Origin of the sequence: Saccharicrinis aurantiacus (genome assembly GCF_947489045.1) — a bacterium.
In the GTDB taxonomy this organism is placed as follows: Bacteria; Bacteroidota; Bacteroidia; order Bacteroidales; family Marinilabiliaceae; genus Saccharicrinis; species Saccharicrinis aurantiacus.
On record NZ_CANLCN010000004.1, the window covers coordinates 38338 to 56339 of the forward strand.

Below are 18002 nucleotides of genomic sequence, written 5' to 3' on the forward strand. Positions count from 1 at the left end.
ATATTACTATTATACAAATAGTTAATATTAAATTAATCTGAGAAAAACTTCAAAAAAATGGAAATAGCGTACGTTGTTATGTTAGAGTAAAACATTCTCATAAGCATAACTTATTGTCGTATCTGACAAATTGTCAATGGACTGATATTTGATACATCAAGGCTATAAATTGAATATTATATATTTTATCCATTACTTTGGATAAATAGGATCAACTAAAAAATAAGTATAGTAACTATGAAGAATTTAAAGAAGATGATTTGGGCATTATTAATGGTTCCATTTCTAACATCGTGCGGATACAACTCAATGGTAGAGTTAGGTGAAAATGTTGATGCTAAATGGTCACAGGTAGAAAATGTATATCAAAGAAGAGCGGATCTAATTCCTAATTTAGTAAATGTAGTAAAAGGATATGCAGCCCACGAAAAAGAAACCTTGCAAGGCGTTGTTGAGGCTCGATCAAAAGCAACAGGGATTAACGTAAATGCTGATGGCTTAACCGAAGATAAAATTGCACAATTTCAACAAGCACAACAAGGCTTAAGTAGCGCCCTATCACGTTTAATGGTTGTGGTTGAAAAATATCCTGACCTAAAGGCAAACGAGAATTTTAGAGATTTACAAGCTCAATTAGAAGGTACTGAAAATAGAATTGCTGTTGAGCGTCGTAATTTTAATGAGGCTACGCGTGCTTACAATACCTATATTAAGAAATTCCCTCGTGCCATTTATGCTAGCTGGTTTGACTTTGAAAAGAAACCTTATTTTAAGGCAGATGAAGGTAGTAATCAAGCACCAAAAGTAGAATTTTAAGATGGCAAAAGACTTTTTTAACAAGGACGAACGAAAGCTAATAGTTGATGCTATTAAAGAGGCTGAATTAAATACATCGGGCGAAATACGAGTGCATATAGATAGCAAATGTGAAGAAGATGTTATGGATAGGGCTGCCTATTGGTTTGAAAAACTACAAATGCACAAAACTGAACTCCGTAATGGTGTATTGTTTTATTTAGCTTATGAGGATCATAAATTCGCAATATTAGGTGATGCAGGAATAAACCAAAAGGTAGATGCTAATTTTTGGGAGAAAGATAAAGAAACTATGCTTAACTATTTTAAGCAAGGTGAATTTGCCAAGGGACTATCAGAGGGTATTAAGTTAAGCGGCGAACAACTAAAAGCACACTTTCCATACCAATCTGATGATGTAAACGAACTTTCAGATGAGATTTCGTTTGGAAAATAATTATTGAACTTATGAAGAATAATAAAAATAGTACTCCTATGGTTTTTAGGGCCAGTAATGTATTTTCTAAACTAGGTGTAGTTGCTGTTATGCTTTTATTAAGCATTTCTGTAATGGCACAGGATATACCAAGTAAGCCTAATCCTCCACGATTAGTGAATGACTTGGCAGGTATTTTAAACCAACAACAGGTATCGCAATTAGAAAATTACTTGGTACAATTTGCCAAAGAAACATCAACGCAAGTTGTTGTGGTTACTACCCCTGATTTGGGCGGAACCGACAAAGCTGATTTCACCTTTAAACTAGGAGATAAATGGGGAGTTGGTCAAGCTGGTAAAAACAATGGTATTGTAGTTATGGTGAAGCCTAAAACCAGAACTTCTAACGGAGAAGCTTTTATTGCTACAGGTTATGGCCTTGAAGGAGTGGTACCTGATGCGATTGCCAAGCAAATTGTTGAAAATGATATGATCCCTCGTTTTAAACAAAACGATTATTTTGGAGGTATCGCATCAGGGGTACAAGTAATTGCTGATATAACACGCGGCGAATATACTGCTGATGAATATACTGCAAAGCATGAGGGCAGTCCTTTTTCTGGCATTATCGGGATTGTGGTGATTTTTGTATTGGTTTCATTTATCAGTAGAGGATCAAAACACGATAAAAACAATATGGGTGGCCGAGGAAGTAGTCTACCATTTTGGCTTATGATGAGCATGATGGGTGGTTCTTCTCGAAGTCATGGAGGTAGCTTTGGCAATTTCTCATCAGGAAGCGGCGGTTTTGGCGGCTTTGGTGGTGGAAGTTTTGGCGGAGGTGGAGCTGGCGGAAGCTGGTAAAAACCAAGATAAGTTATAATTTACTCAGTGCCATATCTATTTTTGTAGATATGGCATTTTTGTATTCTCCATTATTTAGATCATTACCCAACTTATAATATTGAAGAGCATTCTTTCTATCATTCTTTCTATCATAAATTTGGGCTGAGTAAAACGCAGCATAAGGTCCAAAATAGCGTTTATCATCCGCAGATAAGCCAATTGCTTTTTCGTAATAGATTAATGCTTCATTCGTTCTACCTAAATATTCTAATGCCCGTGCGTACCTATAATAAAACTCTAATAAGTCACTTTTCTTAACACTCAACTTCCCTGAGTCGAAGTTTACAATAGCCTGCTTAAAGTAACCGGCATCAAATAACATCCTCCCTAGCAAAATACATTCATTAGGATATTGATGTAATTCCGCCTCATACTTGGCCTTTTTATCCTCAGATGTGGGATATTCTTCCAATTGCAATAAAGCCTTTTGGCAATGCCAATAAGCAGCTGTATCAGAATTAATAGCATAATACCAACTCAGCAAATTATATCCATCTGCTTTATAATCCTTGAAAGTGTTAGAGGCCAAATAGGCTGTCATCTCTTTTATACCTCTAGCATCATTATGCAACAATTTGTTTTTAGCATTTAAATAGCGTAACATCCAAAACTGAGAATCGGAATTTGAGACATAAGCATTAAACAAATCAGGTTGCCTAATTTTAAAGGCACATTGTAAAGTTATGGCCTGTAAGAATGGGGATGTTAGAGTTTTTCCATGTTCTTCAAAAAATTGAGTAATCTGATCATCCTCAACGTTAAATTTTAATAAGGAATATACATTAAAGAGTAAAGCCTCGCTGTGTAAACCATCTTCTGCTTTAACATCCTGCAAATATTCATTAAGTAACTTGAACCCCAATTCTTGGCTGCCTGACATTCCAAACCACGAAGCTACATTAGAGTGCATTTTTGGCAGATTACTAAACAGCAAATTATAAAGTGCATTTAGTTTTTTATTGGCTCGTAAACCAGGATGCCCCGACTCGCTTTTCTTGTAATACGAATAGGCATTAGAGAATGACGATAGAGCAGAAAATAAATTGTTATTCTGATATTGAATTAAACTTTTTTGAAAATACACCTCTGATATAAATGCCATTTTATTCGGATGGTCATCCGCCTCTTGCAATCCTTTTAAAGTTTGAGATACCTTTTTAGAATAATTGGCATTTGCAACCGCATCCTTATTTACTAAAATGGCAAAAAATGCAGAATAATGATTTAAAAAGAGCCGTTCGGCATTATTATCAATTTTACTGATGGTATATCTTGCTGAATCAAATTGTAGGTTTATGATTTGGTTTAGACCCAGGTTGAAATGCATTATCTTACCCTCCGCCAGGGCATAATTACAGCTCAATGCAATAAACATCAAATAAACAAATGCTATTTTCTTTACCATGCTCTAAAAATAAAAAAGCTGCTTTCAAAAAGAAAGCAGCTTTAATATATAATTCTAATTAGAACTATTCCATTGTGTTTGGACCCTCGATATCATCATCCACTAAGATTCTACCACAGTACTCACAAACAATTACTTTTTTACGAGATTTAATGTCTAACTGACGTTGAGGTGGAATTTTGTTAAAACAACCACCACATGCATCACGCTGAACAGTAACCACCGCTAAACCATTAATTGCATTTGATCTGATACGCTTAAAAGCGATTAGTAAACGCTCATCAATTGTTGATTCGATTTGAGCGATTTTATCAACCATCTTCTCCTCGTCAACTTGAGTTTCGCCAACAATTTCTGTAAGCTCTTTCTTTTTAGCAGCTAAATCTTCTTTACGATCTTCAAAAAGTTGTTTAGAAGCATCTAAAGCATCCTTTTTATTGTTTAACTCACCAGTAAACTCTTTAATACGCTTCTCTGATAACTCAATTTCAAGAGTTTGAAACTCAATTTCTTTAGATAAAGAATCAAACTCACGGTTGTTACGCACATTAGATTGTTGCGCTTCGTATTTTTTAATTAATACGCCTGATTCCTTAATTTCATTCTTTTTAGCAGAAATTGAGTCATTTAAGCTTTTAATGTCTGCATCAAAGTTTGAAATACGAGTCTCTAATCCTTCGAGTTCGTCTTCCAAATCCTGAACTTCAAGTGGTAACTCACCTCTAAGTGTTCTGATTTTATCCATCTCAGTGGCCACTTTCTGTAAGTCATATAATGCCTTTAACTTTTCCTCTACTGACATTTCAGCGTTTTTATTTGTTTTTGCCATTAGCTACAAATATTTTATTGGATTTGTATTTACGTTCGATAAACAGACCGCAAAATTAGGGATTTTTTTTGTAAGTAACTCATAAAAAAGTTCTTTAGTAAACTGTTCGCTCTCAAAATGTCCAATATCTGCTATTACTAGCTGATTTTCAGCATCAAAATATTGATGATATTTAAAGTCGCCACTAATAAACACATCAGCACCCAAAGCCTTGGCTTTATTGACAAGGAAGCTTCCCGCTCCACCACAAAGCGCTACTTTTTTAACTGGTTTATTAAGTAATGAGGTATATTTTATGCATCCTACATTAAATATTTTTTTTATTCTTTTTAAGAAATCTAATTCTGATTCGGCTTCTGGTAATTCACCAATCATACCTGAACCTACCTCATTCCATACATTTTCTAAAGGAAATAAATCGAAAGCAACCTCTTCGTATGGATGCGATTTTAAAAGCGCACTTACAACCTTGTTCTTTAAATAAGCAGGAACTACTGTTTCTATTCTTATCTCCTCTTCTTGGTGAAGTTCGCCAAGATTACCAACATGAGGATTGGCATCGGCATTAGCCTTAAACGTACCTGTTCCTTCTGTATTAAAGCTACATGAGTCGTAATTACCAATATTACCTGCTCCTGCACTAAAAATAGCCTCGCGCACCGCATCGGCATTAGCCTTTGGTGCATAAGTTACCAGTTTAAGCAGACTATTCTTTTTAGGATCGAGTATTTTACAATTTTGCAGACCAATTTTTTTGCTTATCATACCATTAACGCCTGTTTTAACGCTATCAGCATTGGTATGGCAGGCATAAATGGCGATATTATTTTTAATGGCTTTTATTACCGATCGCTCCACATAGTTATTGCCATTTAAGCGTTTTATTCCTCCCATTATAATGGGATGATGCGAGATAATTAGATCGCACTTTCTATCAATCGCTTCCTGAACTACTTCCTCTGTAATATCTAAACTGATTAATGCGGCAGATACAGCATCGTTGCTATTGCCAACAATTAAACCCGCATTATCATAACTCTCCTGAAATGAAGGAGGGGCAAATAGCTCCAACTCCTTTATTATATCTTTAACTTGCATATTTAGTAGTTTGTTTGTGTATAGTTATAAGTCTGTAATGAAGCTATCTTAAGCTAAACAACTCCATCCTTGACTAATAACTTTAAGTACTCGTTTAGATTTGGACTTCTTTATTATCTGTCTTCCAAATCTTCTCTTACCTCTAGTAGCATTGCTTTAATATCTTTAAGCTTAGAAACTACTTCGAAATTATTGATGGTGTCTTCGCGATTGTCTTCCATCTTCTTTTGTGCGCCCTTCAAAGTCATGCCCTTTTCCTTTACCAAGTGAAAGATTAAATGAAAATTTTGAACATCGGCAGGTGTAAAAAGGCGATTGCCCTTTTTGTTTTTATGAGGCTTTATGATATCGAAACTTTTTTCCCAAAAGCGGATTAAAGAAGTTTTTACTTCAAACATTTCGGCAACCTCGCCAATGGTGTAATATAATTTTTCTATTGTAGGTTCTTTATATGGCATAACGCGTGCTTTTTTACAAATATAATATCCAATTTCTTATATTTATCATCATTGATCGATTGTATTTCATTCAAAGGCATAAATAAATTGCAGGATGGCAGATAAAAATGATTTCAGGTTAGTTGGGAAGGGCTCAAAGCTTTTTTCTAAAATAGAAGTTATAAGCCTTTATCACATATTTGCACTTTTAGAGCTGCAAAGGCAAGGTATGATCTTACAAAGTTGAGGTACGGCATCAAAAAGCGACTCTTTGTCATAAAAAGGCAAGGTATGGTGGTGAAAAGTTTAGGTATGATGGTGAAAAGTGACTCTTTGTCAGATAAACTAAAAATTTAGCATCTCGCGCAAGCGTTTATAACCCGTACGACTAACTTTCAGTTTAACATCGGGCGAAATAATGGCCAAATAGGTATCCTTATCGTAGGGCTCTAATCCTTTAATGGCATTGGTATTTACAATATAACTGCGATGAATTCTGATGAAATTATTTGATGGTAAATGCGCCTCAAAGTAAGCCATGGTTTTCGATTTCAGAAAACGCTCCTCTTGGGTATGTATACTCACAAAATCAGTCTGTGCCTCTATATACAATACTTTATCAAGCGACAACACGCTTAGGTTGGTTCCTTTTTTTACCACAATACGATCGAGCAGGGCATCTTCTTTTATATCGGATGGCGATGGCAAATTAGTGGCTGCAATTCCTCCGTGTAACTGAGCCAGCACTTTATTTACTGCCTCATCGAAGCGCTGCACCGAAAAAGGCTTTAATAAATAATCAACCGCATTTAGCTCAAAGGCTTTGAGTGCATACTGATCGTATGCCGTAGTAAAAATAACCTGGGGAGCCTCATTGAGCACTTCGAGTAACTCTAGTCCCGTAACTTTAGGCATCTGAATATCTAAAAATATAAGATCGGGTTTGTGCTCTTTAATGGCTTTTAAGGCTTCAAAACCATTGGCACACTCACCAACAAACTTCAGCTGTGTCCACTTTTCTAAATAACTTTTTATAAGCGCACGTGCAGGTACCTCATCATCAATAATTAAAGTAGTGTATGTATGTTTCATGAGTATCAAGTATCAAGTATCAAGTATCAAGATATAGGAATTAATTAGTCCTTCTGGGTTTTAATAGCTTCTGTTTATAGTGTTTTGTTGATGTGCTGAGGAATTACAAGCGAAACCCTAAAGGTATTCTCTGTACGATGGGTTTCAAAGGACGCCTCATCGCCATACAAAACCCTTATTCGATTACTAATATTTCGCAAGCCTACCCCCTCGCCTTTTTGGGGTGTACCGTCGGGATCAAAATTATTTTGAATAACAATGTGCAATTTCCCATCTTCAACCTCACTGCTAATAGCAATAGTAACGGTTTCAATACTCTCGTAAACGCCATGTTTTATGGCATTTTCAACCAAGGGCTGAAGTAACAAAACGGGTATTTGCATTTTCGTGGTAGCATCGTTAATTGTAAATTCGCATTGCAAGCGATCGCCAAATCTGATTTTCTCAATATCGAGATAACGCTTCATATTATCTAACTCATCGCTGAATAGCAATAGGGTTTGTTCGTTCTTTTTAAGAGCATAACGCATAAAATCGGATAACTTATGAATCATATCTCGTGCTGCTTCGGCATCAGTAACGGTAAGCGCACTAATGCTGTTTAAGCCATTGAATAAGAAATGCGGATTAATTTGTGCCTTGAGTGCTTTTAGTTCTGCCTCGCGCAACTGACGCAACATAGCTTCGTGCTGATGGGCTTTTTCTTGCACATCGCCGTAGTATTTCATGGCCAGAAATACCAGAAAATAAGTGGCTATAAAAAGGCTTCCTACCACAATGCGTTGGATAATATTAGATTGCTGATAAACCATTGCATACATATCGGCAGAGACAACCCACTTCACTATTTGCAGAGCCAACATTAACCAAATAGCCAATAAAAATGCGGCGGCCAATATATGCTGAAATAAGATATTGATTAGTGATTTATTAGCATTTGTATAGTAAATAGGATACCAGATGCTTAAAGCAATAAAAGCCATTAACATATCAAAAACCAAGGCATCGGCCACAGCCACCTTTAGCGGAAGGTTGTAAAAACCATGCCCTACACCTACGTGGATGAGAATGATACCCAAGCATACTGCAATATATATGCTCAGGTTTTTTGAATATGAAAATATAGGATGATGCATGTGATTTGGGGTTTCTGTTATAACAATAATAGAGCGCTGTAATATATAACTATACTAGCTGGTAAATAACTCTCCACCTCCAAATATAGTAACTCCTTTTATGGTAAGCACTTTATCAGGATTAACCCCTTCTGCAGAACCTGAATAACGTTTATCGGAGAAAGCACCAAATATAGATACCACTTCGGTACGCACGGTCCAATCGCGAGGAACTGTAATTTTAGCTCCACCAAAAATAGCTACCAACTCAATATTTGCGCCTTCGGGGGCAATAGTGCTTTCGTTCAGCATTAATTCGCTACCACCAAATACACATACTATTTGTCCGCCTTTAAAGCTATCGGATTGGATGCGCTTATTATTACCGCCAAATACAGATACATCGTTTAGCAAATCTTGATTACTGACCTTTCCGGTGCTAAACATTCCCATTCCTGCACCATCGTTACCAAAGAAAAAGGCAATTCCGGCCACTATTAGTAATACTGGCCAAAACTGAAATACGTTAAAGGCCGGAAACATACGTGAGGTTATGAAAAAACCGCCTACTAGAAATAACATGATGGCTGGTTTTACTGCGCCTTTTGCAAAGTTGAATATTCCCACGAGAATTAAAATGGATGGCCATCCGAAAAAGGTATGACTAATGTGAGGTGGAACCATTCCGCTATTGCGCAATAATAAGGCAACTCCTGCAATTATTAATATTAAACCACCTGCTACTTTTTGTCTGTTTTGATCTTGCTTTTCCATATCGTAAAGTTTTAAATTTTTATTTGATAATGCTAAAGTAGTGCACTAAAAATGATTGCGGAACAGCAAATCTGTGAGTTGCGAAATTTTTGGGGTGAATTGCGAAAACGGACAAAAATACCGGCGAAGGACTGATTTATGCAGATTGGCTTAGGGATAGAAACGGCATCCTTTGTGAGCCCATTATGGCGAAACAAAGATATAGTGGATAGCCCGCCCCGCAGGGAAGCCCCTAAATAAGATGCTTAAAAAATACCTAAAATACGGTTTTGAGTAAACGATAGATTGTTTTCTGCAAATTTACTATTACGCAATGGTTTAGTTTTGTTGTATAACAATAAGGCGATAAAAAGTCTTTACTAAAATTACAGCTTATGCCAGTAGCAATAATAGCAGCGAGTATCGCAAGCTCTATATCGGTGCCAACTTCAGCCGATTTACTAGAGGTGAAAATGCAAGAAGGGGAAGTAATTAGAGTGTTACCTTCTGCGTTGAAAGCTAAAAAATCGTCGGACACTCAAATTGCCATTAAGGTGGATAAGGAAATTAAATATATTGAAGTAGATGCCATTGAAAGCATGACTGTGCACTCGATGGATACTTACGATGCCACGCATCATTTTTTAACTAAAACCGGGGTTGGTATGGATGTGTCGGATTTAGATAATGATGCTTTAAGGTATTACTCGACAAAACGATATAAAAAGGGACAAAACCAAAAGGCTTTATGTACTGCTGCAATTACCATTGGAGCGGTGGCGCAACCTTGGTTTTTCGCCATTGCCCCCTTGCCTTATGTGCAGCATAAAACAACTTTGCGTACCTACGATCAATCGCAATTGATGAGTAAGGCTGAATACAAAACCTATAATAATGAGGTAAAAGCTAGCAAGAAGAAGGATAAAGCCGAAAATAAAGCGAAGAAAAAAGGATAGACTCTGATTAATTGTTTTTAGATACCGTTATGATTTTAATACCTTCCGAAGATTGCTTCATCTCTTTGGGAGGTATTTTAACATGAACTCTACTATAGTCTATTTTAAATAATAACTGAGTTAAATACTAAGCTTCATTATCTCATTTTACTGCACTATGAACTTCTTGGTTAAAAGAATTTGATTACTCGTATCACTAATTCTTAATATATACATACCCCTTTGCAAATGGTCAGTGATAATTTTAGGGTCTTCTGTTTTTATAAGGAGTGAGCCATTCACCCCGTATATACTATTTATGGTAAGCTCGGGGTACGAAATGATAAGGTTTCTTTGAGTTCGTGTTGGATATCGAACCCGAACTTTTTTAGTAACAAAGGCATTATTAGTAGCAAAACCATTGCTTAGTGTATATAAACCCGAAGCTCCAAAGGGGCTTTCTTCTGCTGTTATATAATACCCATTAACATTATTATGGGTAACGCTCTCTATCTGCGGCGACATGCCACTTGGTACATTTAAACCAGACTTAGTTACATAAACACCCTCAAAACTACCATTGGTAATACCCGATATTTCTATCATAAATGGTGAAAGAAATACAAATATCAATTCATAACCAACCAATAAAACAGAATTTGAATGTTGATTGTACACACCTCCTGTAATTAATCCTCCAACTTCCATTTCTTTTATTCTACTAATAGAGTATGTGCCTGGCGACTTTGGTAACTCATAGATATTGGTTCTATAGCTTGTCCAATTTTTAGTGAAGATATAGAGTTTATCCTCTATGGTAACAATAGCCTCGGCATCAAACTCTGTTGTTCTATCTGTACTAGTAAAATCAAACTGATCAGCATACGAAAAATGAATTTCCTCAGTATCTACCGATTCCTTCGAAAGTAAATCCTCTATTCGAATTTTGTATACAAGTAAATCGGTTCTGCTACCAGCATTATTTCCCATATCTGCAATAAACACATGCGTATCATCGCTGCACATATCTTCCCAATCCATATGTTTTGCACCATTTATTGTGATGGTACGAACTACCTCACCTGTAATTTTGCTTATTTCATACAAATGAGGATTGTCTCCAGAATCATTATGCGTAAAAAGCCTATTGCTGATATGTATTAATCCTGAAGATTCAATAGTGGTATTACTTAAAGTACTCGCCAATTCAAATTCTTGAGAATAACTATTAAAGGCCATTAAAAGGGTAAGGGTGGCAGATAGTATTATCTTTATCATATTTAATGTGTGTAAAATTAAACATTTAGGTAAAGCTCTACTTAATTGATGCAATATAAAGCATGCAAGCCATAGAGTCAATAGAAAATCCGCACAATAAATGCTATTTGATAGTTAGCACCTTGAACACTGTAAACAATATAAATGGACAGATATTTATGCATATTGTATGGAGAAATAAACCGGATATTTGGCAAGAGGATAGATTTGTGCACAAGAAATAAAACTTTATAACAATATGAATTCTATAAAACTATTGCTAAGTATACTTACTCTCTGTTTTGTTGGCATGCTGAAAGCTGAAGAGCCTAAACCAAATATATTATTTATACTTGCAGATGATATGGGTTATTCCGATGTGGGCTTTAATGCCCAAATGCATCCTGGCAGACCTATAGATATAGCTTCGCCAAACCTTGATAAATTAGCCAATGCAGGCACAAAATTTACATCGGCCTATGCCATTCATCCGTTTTGCGGACCAAGTAGAGCAGGATTAATGACAGGTAGATACCCTCATGCTTTAGGATCTCAGTTTAACTTAGCATCTTACAGCAAAGAAGGTATCGACTTGAACGAGAAATTTATTAGTCAGGTATTACAAGAAGCAGGCTACACAACTGGTATAGTAGGCAAATGGCACCTTGGCGAAGAAACACCTTACCAACCAAACCAGCGTGGCTTTGATGAGTTTTATGGTTTTCTTGGTGGCGGACACGAGTATTTCACTAATAAATGGATTAGCGTAAATCAATACAATAATAAAGCAACGGCCGAAGCCAGTTGGGAATATCCTGATCCACTAAAGCACAATAATAATTGGGCACCAGAGCCTGTTAATGGTGAAATTGAAGGCTCAAATTACATTACCGATATTTTAACAACAAAAGCGGTTCATTTTATAAACGATGCAAAAAACAATGATTCGCCGTTCTATTTATTTATGTCGTATAACGCCCCACATAGTTTATTAGATGCCAAGGAAGAAGACATGGAAACACTCACTCGACCAAAGAATAATGGAGGCGAATATGCATTCAACTACGATGCCAATAACAATGGTACCATTGATGATGGTGAAGAACAAGACAGACTAACCTTAGCCGGAATGGTTTATGCCCTTGATAGAGGAGTTGGCAAATTGGTTGAAACTTTAGAAAACAATGGCCAGCTAGATAATACTATAATAGTATTTATGAGCGATAACGGTGGCATGAGCGGATATGGAAACCCCAAACGAGTGGCGTGGAATAATTACCCACTTAGAGGGCATAAAGGAGATATTGAAGAAGGTGGGCATAGAGTACCTATGTTTGTAAAATGGCCTAAATCGGTTTCTGATTTTCCCGATGTCTATCGTCACCCCGTCTCTGGTTTAGATTTATATCCAACCTTCGCCAGCGCAGCAGGTGTTGATATCAACTCAATTACCGATAATAGCAATCAAGCAAAAGTAATTGACGGAATCGACATCTATAGTAAAGTAATTCAGAATGAAGATGCCCGCCCCGATCAACCTTTATTTGCCATGGCTATAACATCGCCAAACAATAAAATACATGTTAGAAAAGGCAAATGGAAAGCTAAAACCTACGGCAATGGTACTTGGTTCCTGTACGATATTGAAAACGATTTACATGAAGATAGAAACCTTGCCGGAACCAATTCGGATGTACTCAATCAAATAAAGGACGAAGCTTATGCCTGGACTCGCACCCATACCGAGCCTCAGTTTTTTCACAACCAAAACACAAAAAACAAGTGGTATAGCAATGCCATGCCCAATTGGGAGCGCACCTTCCCCGAGTTGGCCACAAGTAATTCAAGCATTTGGAACGATGAAACCCTTAAATTCAGGGTATACCCTAACCCTAGCAATACCGATTTAAATATCACTTTTGCGTCGATCATTGCTCCCATCGTTAACGTTTCACTCTATAGCATGTCGGGCGAAGCAGTAATGCAGAAAAACATCAAACGGAGCAATAGCAACACCCTATCTGCCAGTTTAAGCAACGCAGTTGTTAGTGGTAATTATATTATTGCAATCGAATCGGGCACACAGCGCTTTGTGAAGCAAATTGCGGTTAAACGATAATATCTCAATTACAAAAAATACAATTTCAAAATAAGGGCAGTTTAACGGGCTATTCACTATAGTTCTTACTCTGCCCACTTTTTTTATATAGTCCTTGCGTGGGCTTCCTGCGGTCGCCTACGCAGTTCTTATAAAAATAAGCGTTCAAAGCAAGCCCTGCCGTTACTATCCCTACTGCACAAAAAAAGGTCAGCTCTTAAAACTGACCTATAATTAAATAGCTTAAACTATTAGTAGCAATTTTATCTGTACAGCAAAATCCTTCTGCTGTGCGATATTCCATCGCCAGTAAATCTTAATATATAAATACCATTACTCACATTGCTATCAACACTCATAATAAAACTGTTATTTGAAGGGTCAATACTTTGCTTGTCGTTCTACATTAATGTCCCATTTAAGCTAAACAAAGACACCTCTACATCACCCGAATAATCACTTTTACTAGTAATATTAAATGCAGTACTATCCTGATTAAGGTAAACCAACCAATCCGTATTAGCCGCAAATTGATCTTGCTTCTATAAAGCTTCTACTGTTTCATAAAATATCAATGTAGCTACGGCTATATCTCTATTTTATTCATTGTAGAATCTTTAAATATTTCAATTTCTTATCAATCATTCAATAATGCATTTGGTATAAGGAACTAAACGAGACTAGATGGCTTAAGTATGAGACAAAAAAAGAGGCTGTCGAAAAAGACAGCCTCTACTAATAAAAATCGTAATGTAAACGTAACTATATACGCTTCATCATATGTTCTATTTCTTTAATTTGTGTTGTTAGCACTTTTTGCTTATCCAATTGCTTAGCATCTTTTAAATAATATGCAGCCAATTTTTTATTACGTTTTGATAAATATATACTTGCTAAATTAAGCTTAGCCATCGCTTGGTCGTTCTTCATTCTTAATCCTACAGAAACGGCCTTTTTAAGACTCTTTTCTGCTTTGGATATTTGATGTTTCTGAGAATAAACCAATCCTGTTAGGAAGTAATGATAAGCCTCTTGACTCTTTACTAAATTTTCAGGATGCTTTACTTTACTCAAAAAAAGCTCAGCTTTATCAAAATTGTTTTTTCTTACAAATAAGAAAGCCATTAAATTCATCTCATTTTTAAAATGTAACAGAATAAAAATACCGGCAGTAAGTACCGCCATGACTCCCCATCCTATTATCCCTTTAATAAACATGGCTATTGCAGCAATCAGGAAAATTCCTCCGAAAATTAAACGTATATTCTTTTTAATCATTGTAATTTGTTTATTTCTTTTGCTGCAAAGCAAAGGATTTTTTGCAATAATGCCAATGTTATTGATAGTAGTTTTTGATTTTTTATCACATTTTTTTTGTGGCATAAGTATAAGCAACACCTACCCTATACTCCAAAACTCCTAATCAATAACACTTTTCACTATTCATCAGTTAATTCCCATGTACGAACCCAATCGTATTTAGTGGTTAAATCATCAAATGAACCTGTTTCAAAAATACTTCCTGCTTCATCAACCGGATTCCAATCGTAGGTTTCAATTGCCATGGTAATGTATCCATCAATATCAAAATCTGTAGTTGGGGTAATTGAATAAACATACTCACCATCTAAATAAAACAAGATTTCAGTAGGTGATTTCCACCAGCAACCATATACAAAGAATCTATCGTGATTTGATTCGTCAAGATTTTTCACACCTGATGCTCTTGTTTCTTGGTCTTCCTCTGTATCACATTCGCGATAATGACGAATGGCATTAGAATGGAATATTTTATCCCAATGCTGAGCCCATGTGTGAGTACCCTCATGAACACGACCTACACATTCTTGAATATCTAATTCTAACTTACGCTTTTCCTCGTTATTACAGTTTTGTTGCATGGCAATCCAAAAGGTAGAAGACATAATAGTTTTATTGGCCTTCATTCTGCACTCATAATATTTACCATGACCTGCTTGTGCTTTTGAACGTACAATAGCACCTCCATGAGTCCATGATTTACCTTCCACCACTTTAGGAACGTCATATTTTAAGGTTGTTACATTCATATTTCCGTCAGACACAGTTACGTTGGCTGACTCAAATAAAGCAGGAGAGCGACCATACCACCCAAATCCATCATTGGCAGGATCTCTGTGCCACTTGTCATCATCAAACTCTGCGCCATTAAATTCATCAGATAACTCCTCTACCTTTACCCATTTTTTACCTTCGGGTGCTTTCACTCCATTTTGAAAAGCATATGGTTGCTCATCTGATGGTTCACTAATAACCGTAGCATTAACTGTTACTGTAAAAGAACACGTTACTGTGTTTCCTTCTCCATCAGTTGCGCTAAAAGTATTTTTCGTAACTCCTATTGGAAATTCACTACCCGACGAAAGGCCAGTTATTTGAGTGGTAGCAATAGGTTCATTATTTAGCAAAGCTGTTGGTGCATCGTATGTAACAGTTATAGTCTCTGCTCCTTCAGCTGCTGAAACTTCAATTGGATCTGTGCATGAGATTGTTGGTTTTATTCCCTCACCAGGTTCTTGATCATTATCCGATTCATCGCTACACGCTATCAACATTCCAAAGAAAAAGAATCCAAGGATACTTAAAATTATTGCTCTATTCTTCATAAATATATTTTTACACAAACACTCAAGTCTTTTAAATGTAATAGTATCAAAAGCAGAATGCTCAATTTATTTTATGCGCACAATTTGCAAATAAGGACTCTGATACTTGGGCGGTGTTTTTTAGAAGATTGGTGGATAAGCCATGCACTCAAACAATGAGGGAGGTATTTCATTTTCTATTTAGGGGGGGGGAAATAGAAGGTATTCGGAAAGACGATATTTAAAACAAAAAAGCCAGCTTATTAAAAAATAAACTGGCTACTATAATTTGTTTGATAATTAGCTTACATAGAAGCTAAATAATCATTAACATTCTTTTCAATACGAGACATTACATCATCAGCATTTGCTTTTTCGAATTTATCGCCTGTAATTTGTTCAAATAACTCAATATAACGATCAGAAACACTTTCGATATATTCTGAAGTCATTTCTGGAATTGCTTGCCCATCTTTACCTTGAAAACCATTTTCAATTAACCATTGACGCACAAACTCTTTTGATAATTGCTTTTGTTGTTCGCCTTTATCAATACGCTCTTGGTATCCTTCTGTATAAAAGTAGCGTGAAGAATCTGGTGTATGAATTTCATCAATAAGATAAATTTTACCTTCTTTTTTACCGAATTCATATTTTGTATCAACTAAGATAAGACCTTTCTCAGCGGCCATTTCAGTACCACGCTGGAATAACTCCAAGGTATACTTTTCTAAAGCAACATAGTCCTCTTCACTTACTAAACCTTGTGCTAAAATCTCTTCACGTGAAATATCTTCATCATGTCCAACATCAGCTTTTGTTGTAGGAGTAAGAATTGGGGTATCAAACTTTTGGTTTTCAACCATTCCATCTGGTAAAGCTACGCCACATAATGATCTCTTACCTGATTTATACTCGCGCCAAGCATGACCTGTTAAATATCCTCTGATTACCATCTCAACTTTAAAAGGCTCACAGAAATGTCCAACTGTAACCATTGGATCTGGAGTTGCGATTTTCCAATTTGGTACAATATCAGAAGTAGCATCTAAAAACTTTTCAGCAATCTGATTTAATACTTGTCCCTTAAATGGTACTCCTTTAGGCAAAACAACATCAAATGCTGAAATTCTATCAGAAACAACCATTACTAAATACTCATCGTTTATATTATAAACGTCTCTTACTTTACCAACGTAATGTCCTTTTTGATTAGGAAACTGAAATTTGTTCTCAACAATAGCTTTACTCATCTTAGCTCAATTATTATTATTTCTATATTACAATTGTTATTCTATTTTAATAACTTATCCATTGCTTCTGCCTGCTTATCAAGCTCAAGGCGCAGGTAAGTGTTTTTTAGGTATTTAATATATTTCGTTTCGCTTGGATAAACCTTATGTAATTCCTCAAACAGATCTTTTGATACTCTATAATTAGCTGATATCTTTTTTAACTCTCTTTTCAGATAAACATAGGCTGTGTAATTCTTATCCTTGTTGTATTTATCCATTTCACTTTTGTACCACTTCTCAGCAAACTTATAATGATAAACGGCCTTCCACTCTTTTACATCATAAAACTTAGGATTCGTTTTTAAGGTCTTATTCGCTAAATTCATAGCTCCCTTATCATTATCAGATTCTTGCATTGCAGTAATAACAGCAAGCGTTTGTGACTCGCTTAATGTATCAATATCTGAATATGTAGCTAATATTTCTTTAGTATCATTCTGAGCTATTGCAACTTCAAACTTTTCAAGTTGTAAATATGCTTCCTCTCCATTTTCTGTTAAAAAATCTTGCTTATCACTAAGCACTTTAACAACATCAGTATAATTTTGTTCTTTCTTTAATGAATTAATATACCCCTTAACTGCTAACACGGATAAAGAATCCTTCATTGCATCCTGAAACAACCCACTTGCATCAGATGTGTTACCTAACTTTGAAGCACATTCAGCAGCTTTAAGGTATATCTCATTAGGAATATCCATTCCTTTACCCTTATAAAGCTGAATTAAAGAAGTGTAGTTATTATAGGCAGTCTCGTAGCTTTGACTACTATAATTACTTTCTGCTGTTTGATAAGTTGTATTAATTTGTTTTAAAGGATTACAGCTAGTAATTAAAATTAATGCTGTAAGAGATAATATTATTCTATTCATTTTTCGTTCGTATTCTTAAATATAAAAGTAACTGATTTATGAAAATACAATAT

17 protein-coding genes are annotated in these 18002 nt (G+C 35.8%); 5 read left to right on the forward strand and 12 right to left on the reverse strand.

Going from position 1 to position 18002, the window contains the following annotated elements; all coding sequences use genetic code 11:
* Positions 1–237: 237 nt before the first annotated feature.
* The 3 genes from QMO11_RS06185 to QMO11_RS06195 are packed head-to-tail and all read left to right on the forward strand — an operon-like array spanning position 238 to position 2097.
* Complete coding sequence (locus QMO11_RS06185; protein WP_075602877.1) at positions 238–816, forward strand: LemA family protein; 579 nt, start codon at positions 238–240, stop codon at positions 814–816.
* Between the two features lies 1 nt (position 817).
* Complete coding sequence (locus QMO11_RS06190) at positions 818–1252, forward strand: TPM domain-containing protein (protein WP_282036513.1); 435 nt, start codon at positions 818–820, stop codon at positions 1250–1252.
* Between the two features lie 11 nt (positions 1253–1263).
* A complete protein-coding gene (locus QMO11_RS06195; RefSeq protein WP_282036514.1) occupies positions 1264–2097 on the forward strand; it encodes a TPM domain-containing protein in 834 nt (277 codons plus the stop codon).
* Positions 2098–2110: 13 nt separating this feature from the next.
* Here the strand turns inward: QMO11_RS06195 and QMO11_RS06200 are convergent, their stop codons facing one another.
* The 7 genes from QMO11_RS06200 to QMO11_RS06230 form a co-directional block, all read right to left on the reverse strand.
* Positions 2111–3544: a tetratricopeptide repeat protein gene (locus tag QMO11_RS06200; RefSeq protein ID WP_282036515.1), complete on the reverse strand. Its 1434-nt coding sequence runs from the start codon at positions 3542–3544 to the stop codon at positions 2111–2113.
* 64 nt (positions 3545–3608) lie between these two features.
* Positions 3609–4373 carry a zinc ribbon domain-containing protein gene (locus tag QMO11_RS06205; RefSeq protein ID WP_075602880.1) on the reverse strand — a complete coding sequence of 255 codons (765 nt, stop codon included), beginning with the start codon at positions 4371–4373 and terminating at the stop codon, positions 3609–3611.
* Positions 4374–4376: 3 nt separating this feature from the next.
* A complete protein-coding gene (locus QMO11_RS06210) occupies positions 4377–5471 on the reverse strand; it encodes a Nif3-like dinuclear metal center hexameric protein (protein WP_282036516.1) in 1095 nt (364 codons plus the stop codon).
* Between the two features lie 113 nt (positions 5472–5584).
* Positions 5585–5929, reverse strand: a complete 345-nt coding sequence (locus QMO11_RS06215; protein ID WP_075602882.1) for a MerR family transcriptional regulator — start codon at positions 5927–5929, stop codon at positions 5585–5587.
* Between the two features lie 324 nt (positions 5930–6253).
* On the reverse strand, positions 6254–7000 hold the full coding sequence (locus QMO11_RS06220) for a LytR/AlgR family response regulator transcription factor (protein WP_282036517.1): 747 nt from the start codon (positions 6998–7000) through the stop codon (positions 6254–6256).
* A gap of 74 nt (positions 7001–7074) precedes the next feature.
* On the reverse strand, positions 7075–8136 hold the full coding sequence (locus QMO11_RS06225) for a sensor histidine kinase (RefSeq protein WP_282036518.1): 1062 nt from the start codon (positions 8134–8136) through the stop codon (positions 7075–7077).
* A 54-nt stretch (positions 8137–8190) separates the two neighbouring features.
* On the reverse strand, positions 8191–8889 hold the full coding sequence (locus QMO11_RS06230) for a LiaI-LiaF-like domain-containing protein (RefSeq protein WP_282036519.1): 699 nt from the start codon (positions 8887–8889) through the stop codon (positions 8191–8193).
* Between the two features lie 374 nt (positions 8890–9263).
* Here QMO11_RS06230 and QMO11_RS06235 point away from each other — a divergent pair, with 374 nt between their 5' ends.
* Positions 9264–9824 (forward strand): hypothetical protein, encoded by a 561-nt coding sequence (locus QMO11_RS06235; protein ID WP_068473537.1) that lies wholly within the window; start codon positions 9264–9266, stop codon positions 9822–9824.
* 147 nt (positions 9825–9971) lie between these two features.
* Here the strand turns inward: QMO11_RS06235 and QMO11_RS06240 are convergent, their stop codons facing one another.
* On the reverse strand, positions 9972–11081 hold the full coding sequence (locus QMO11_RS06240) for a T9SS type A sorting domain-containing protein (protein ID WP_282036520.1): 1110 nt from the start codon (positions 11079–11081) through the stop codon (positions 9972–9974).
* A gap of 238 nt (positions 11082–11319) precedes the next feature.
* On the opposite strand from QMO11_RS06240, the gene QMO11_RS06245 reads away from it, so the two are divergent.
* A complete protein-coding gene (locus QMO11_RS06245; protein WP_282036521.1) occupies positions 11320–13179 on the forward strand; it encodes a sulfatase-like hydrolase/transferase in 1860 nt (619 codons plus the stop codon).
* A 741-nt stretch (positions 13180–13920) separates the two neighbouring features.
* Here QMO11_RS06245 and QMO11_RS06250 read toward each other — a convergent pair.
* The 4 genes from QMO11_RS06250 to QMO11_RS06265 all read right to left on the reverse strand — a co-directional run bounded on the left by QMO11_RS06250 (position 13921) and on the right by QMO11_RS06265 (position 17949).
* Positions 13921–14541: a tetratricopeptide repeat protein gene (locus tag QMO11_RS06250; protein WP_282036522.1), complete on the reverse strand. Its 621-nt coding sequence runs from the start codon at positions 14539–14541 to the stop codon at positions 13921–13923.
* A 56-nt stretch (positions 14542–14597) separates the two neighbouring features.
* On the reverse strand, positions 14598–15803 hold the full coding sequence (locus QMO11_RS06255; protein WP_282036523.1) for an HYR domain-containing protein: 1206 nt from the start codon (positions 15801–15803) through the stop codon (positions 14598–14600).
* Positions 15804–16087: 284 nt separating this feature from the next.
* Entirely contained in the window at positions 16088–17035 is a 948-nt protein-coding gene (locus QMO11_RS06260; protein ID WP_282036524.1) for a phosphoribosylaminoimidazolesuccinocarboxamide synthase, read from the reverse strand.
* A gap of 41 nt (positions 17036–17076) precedes the next feature.
* Positions 17077–17949, reverse strand: coding sequence for a hypothetical protein (locus QMO11_RS06265; protein ID WP_282036525.1), 873 nt, complete (start codon positions 17947–17949; stop codon positions 17077–17079).
* Positions 17950–18002 lie beyond the last annotated feature (53 nt).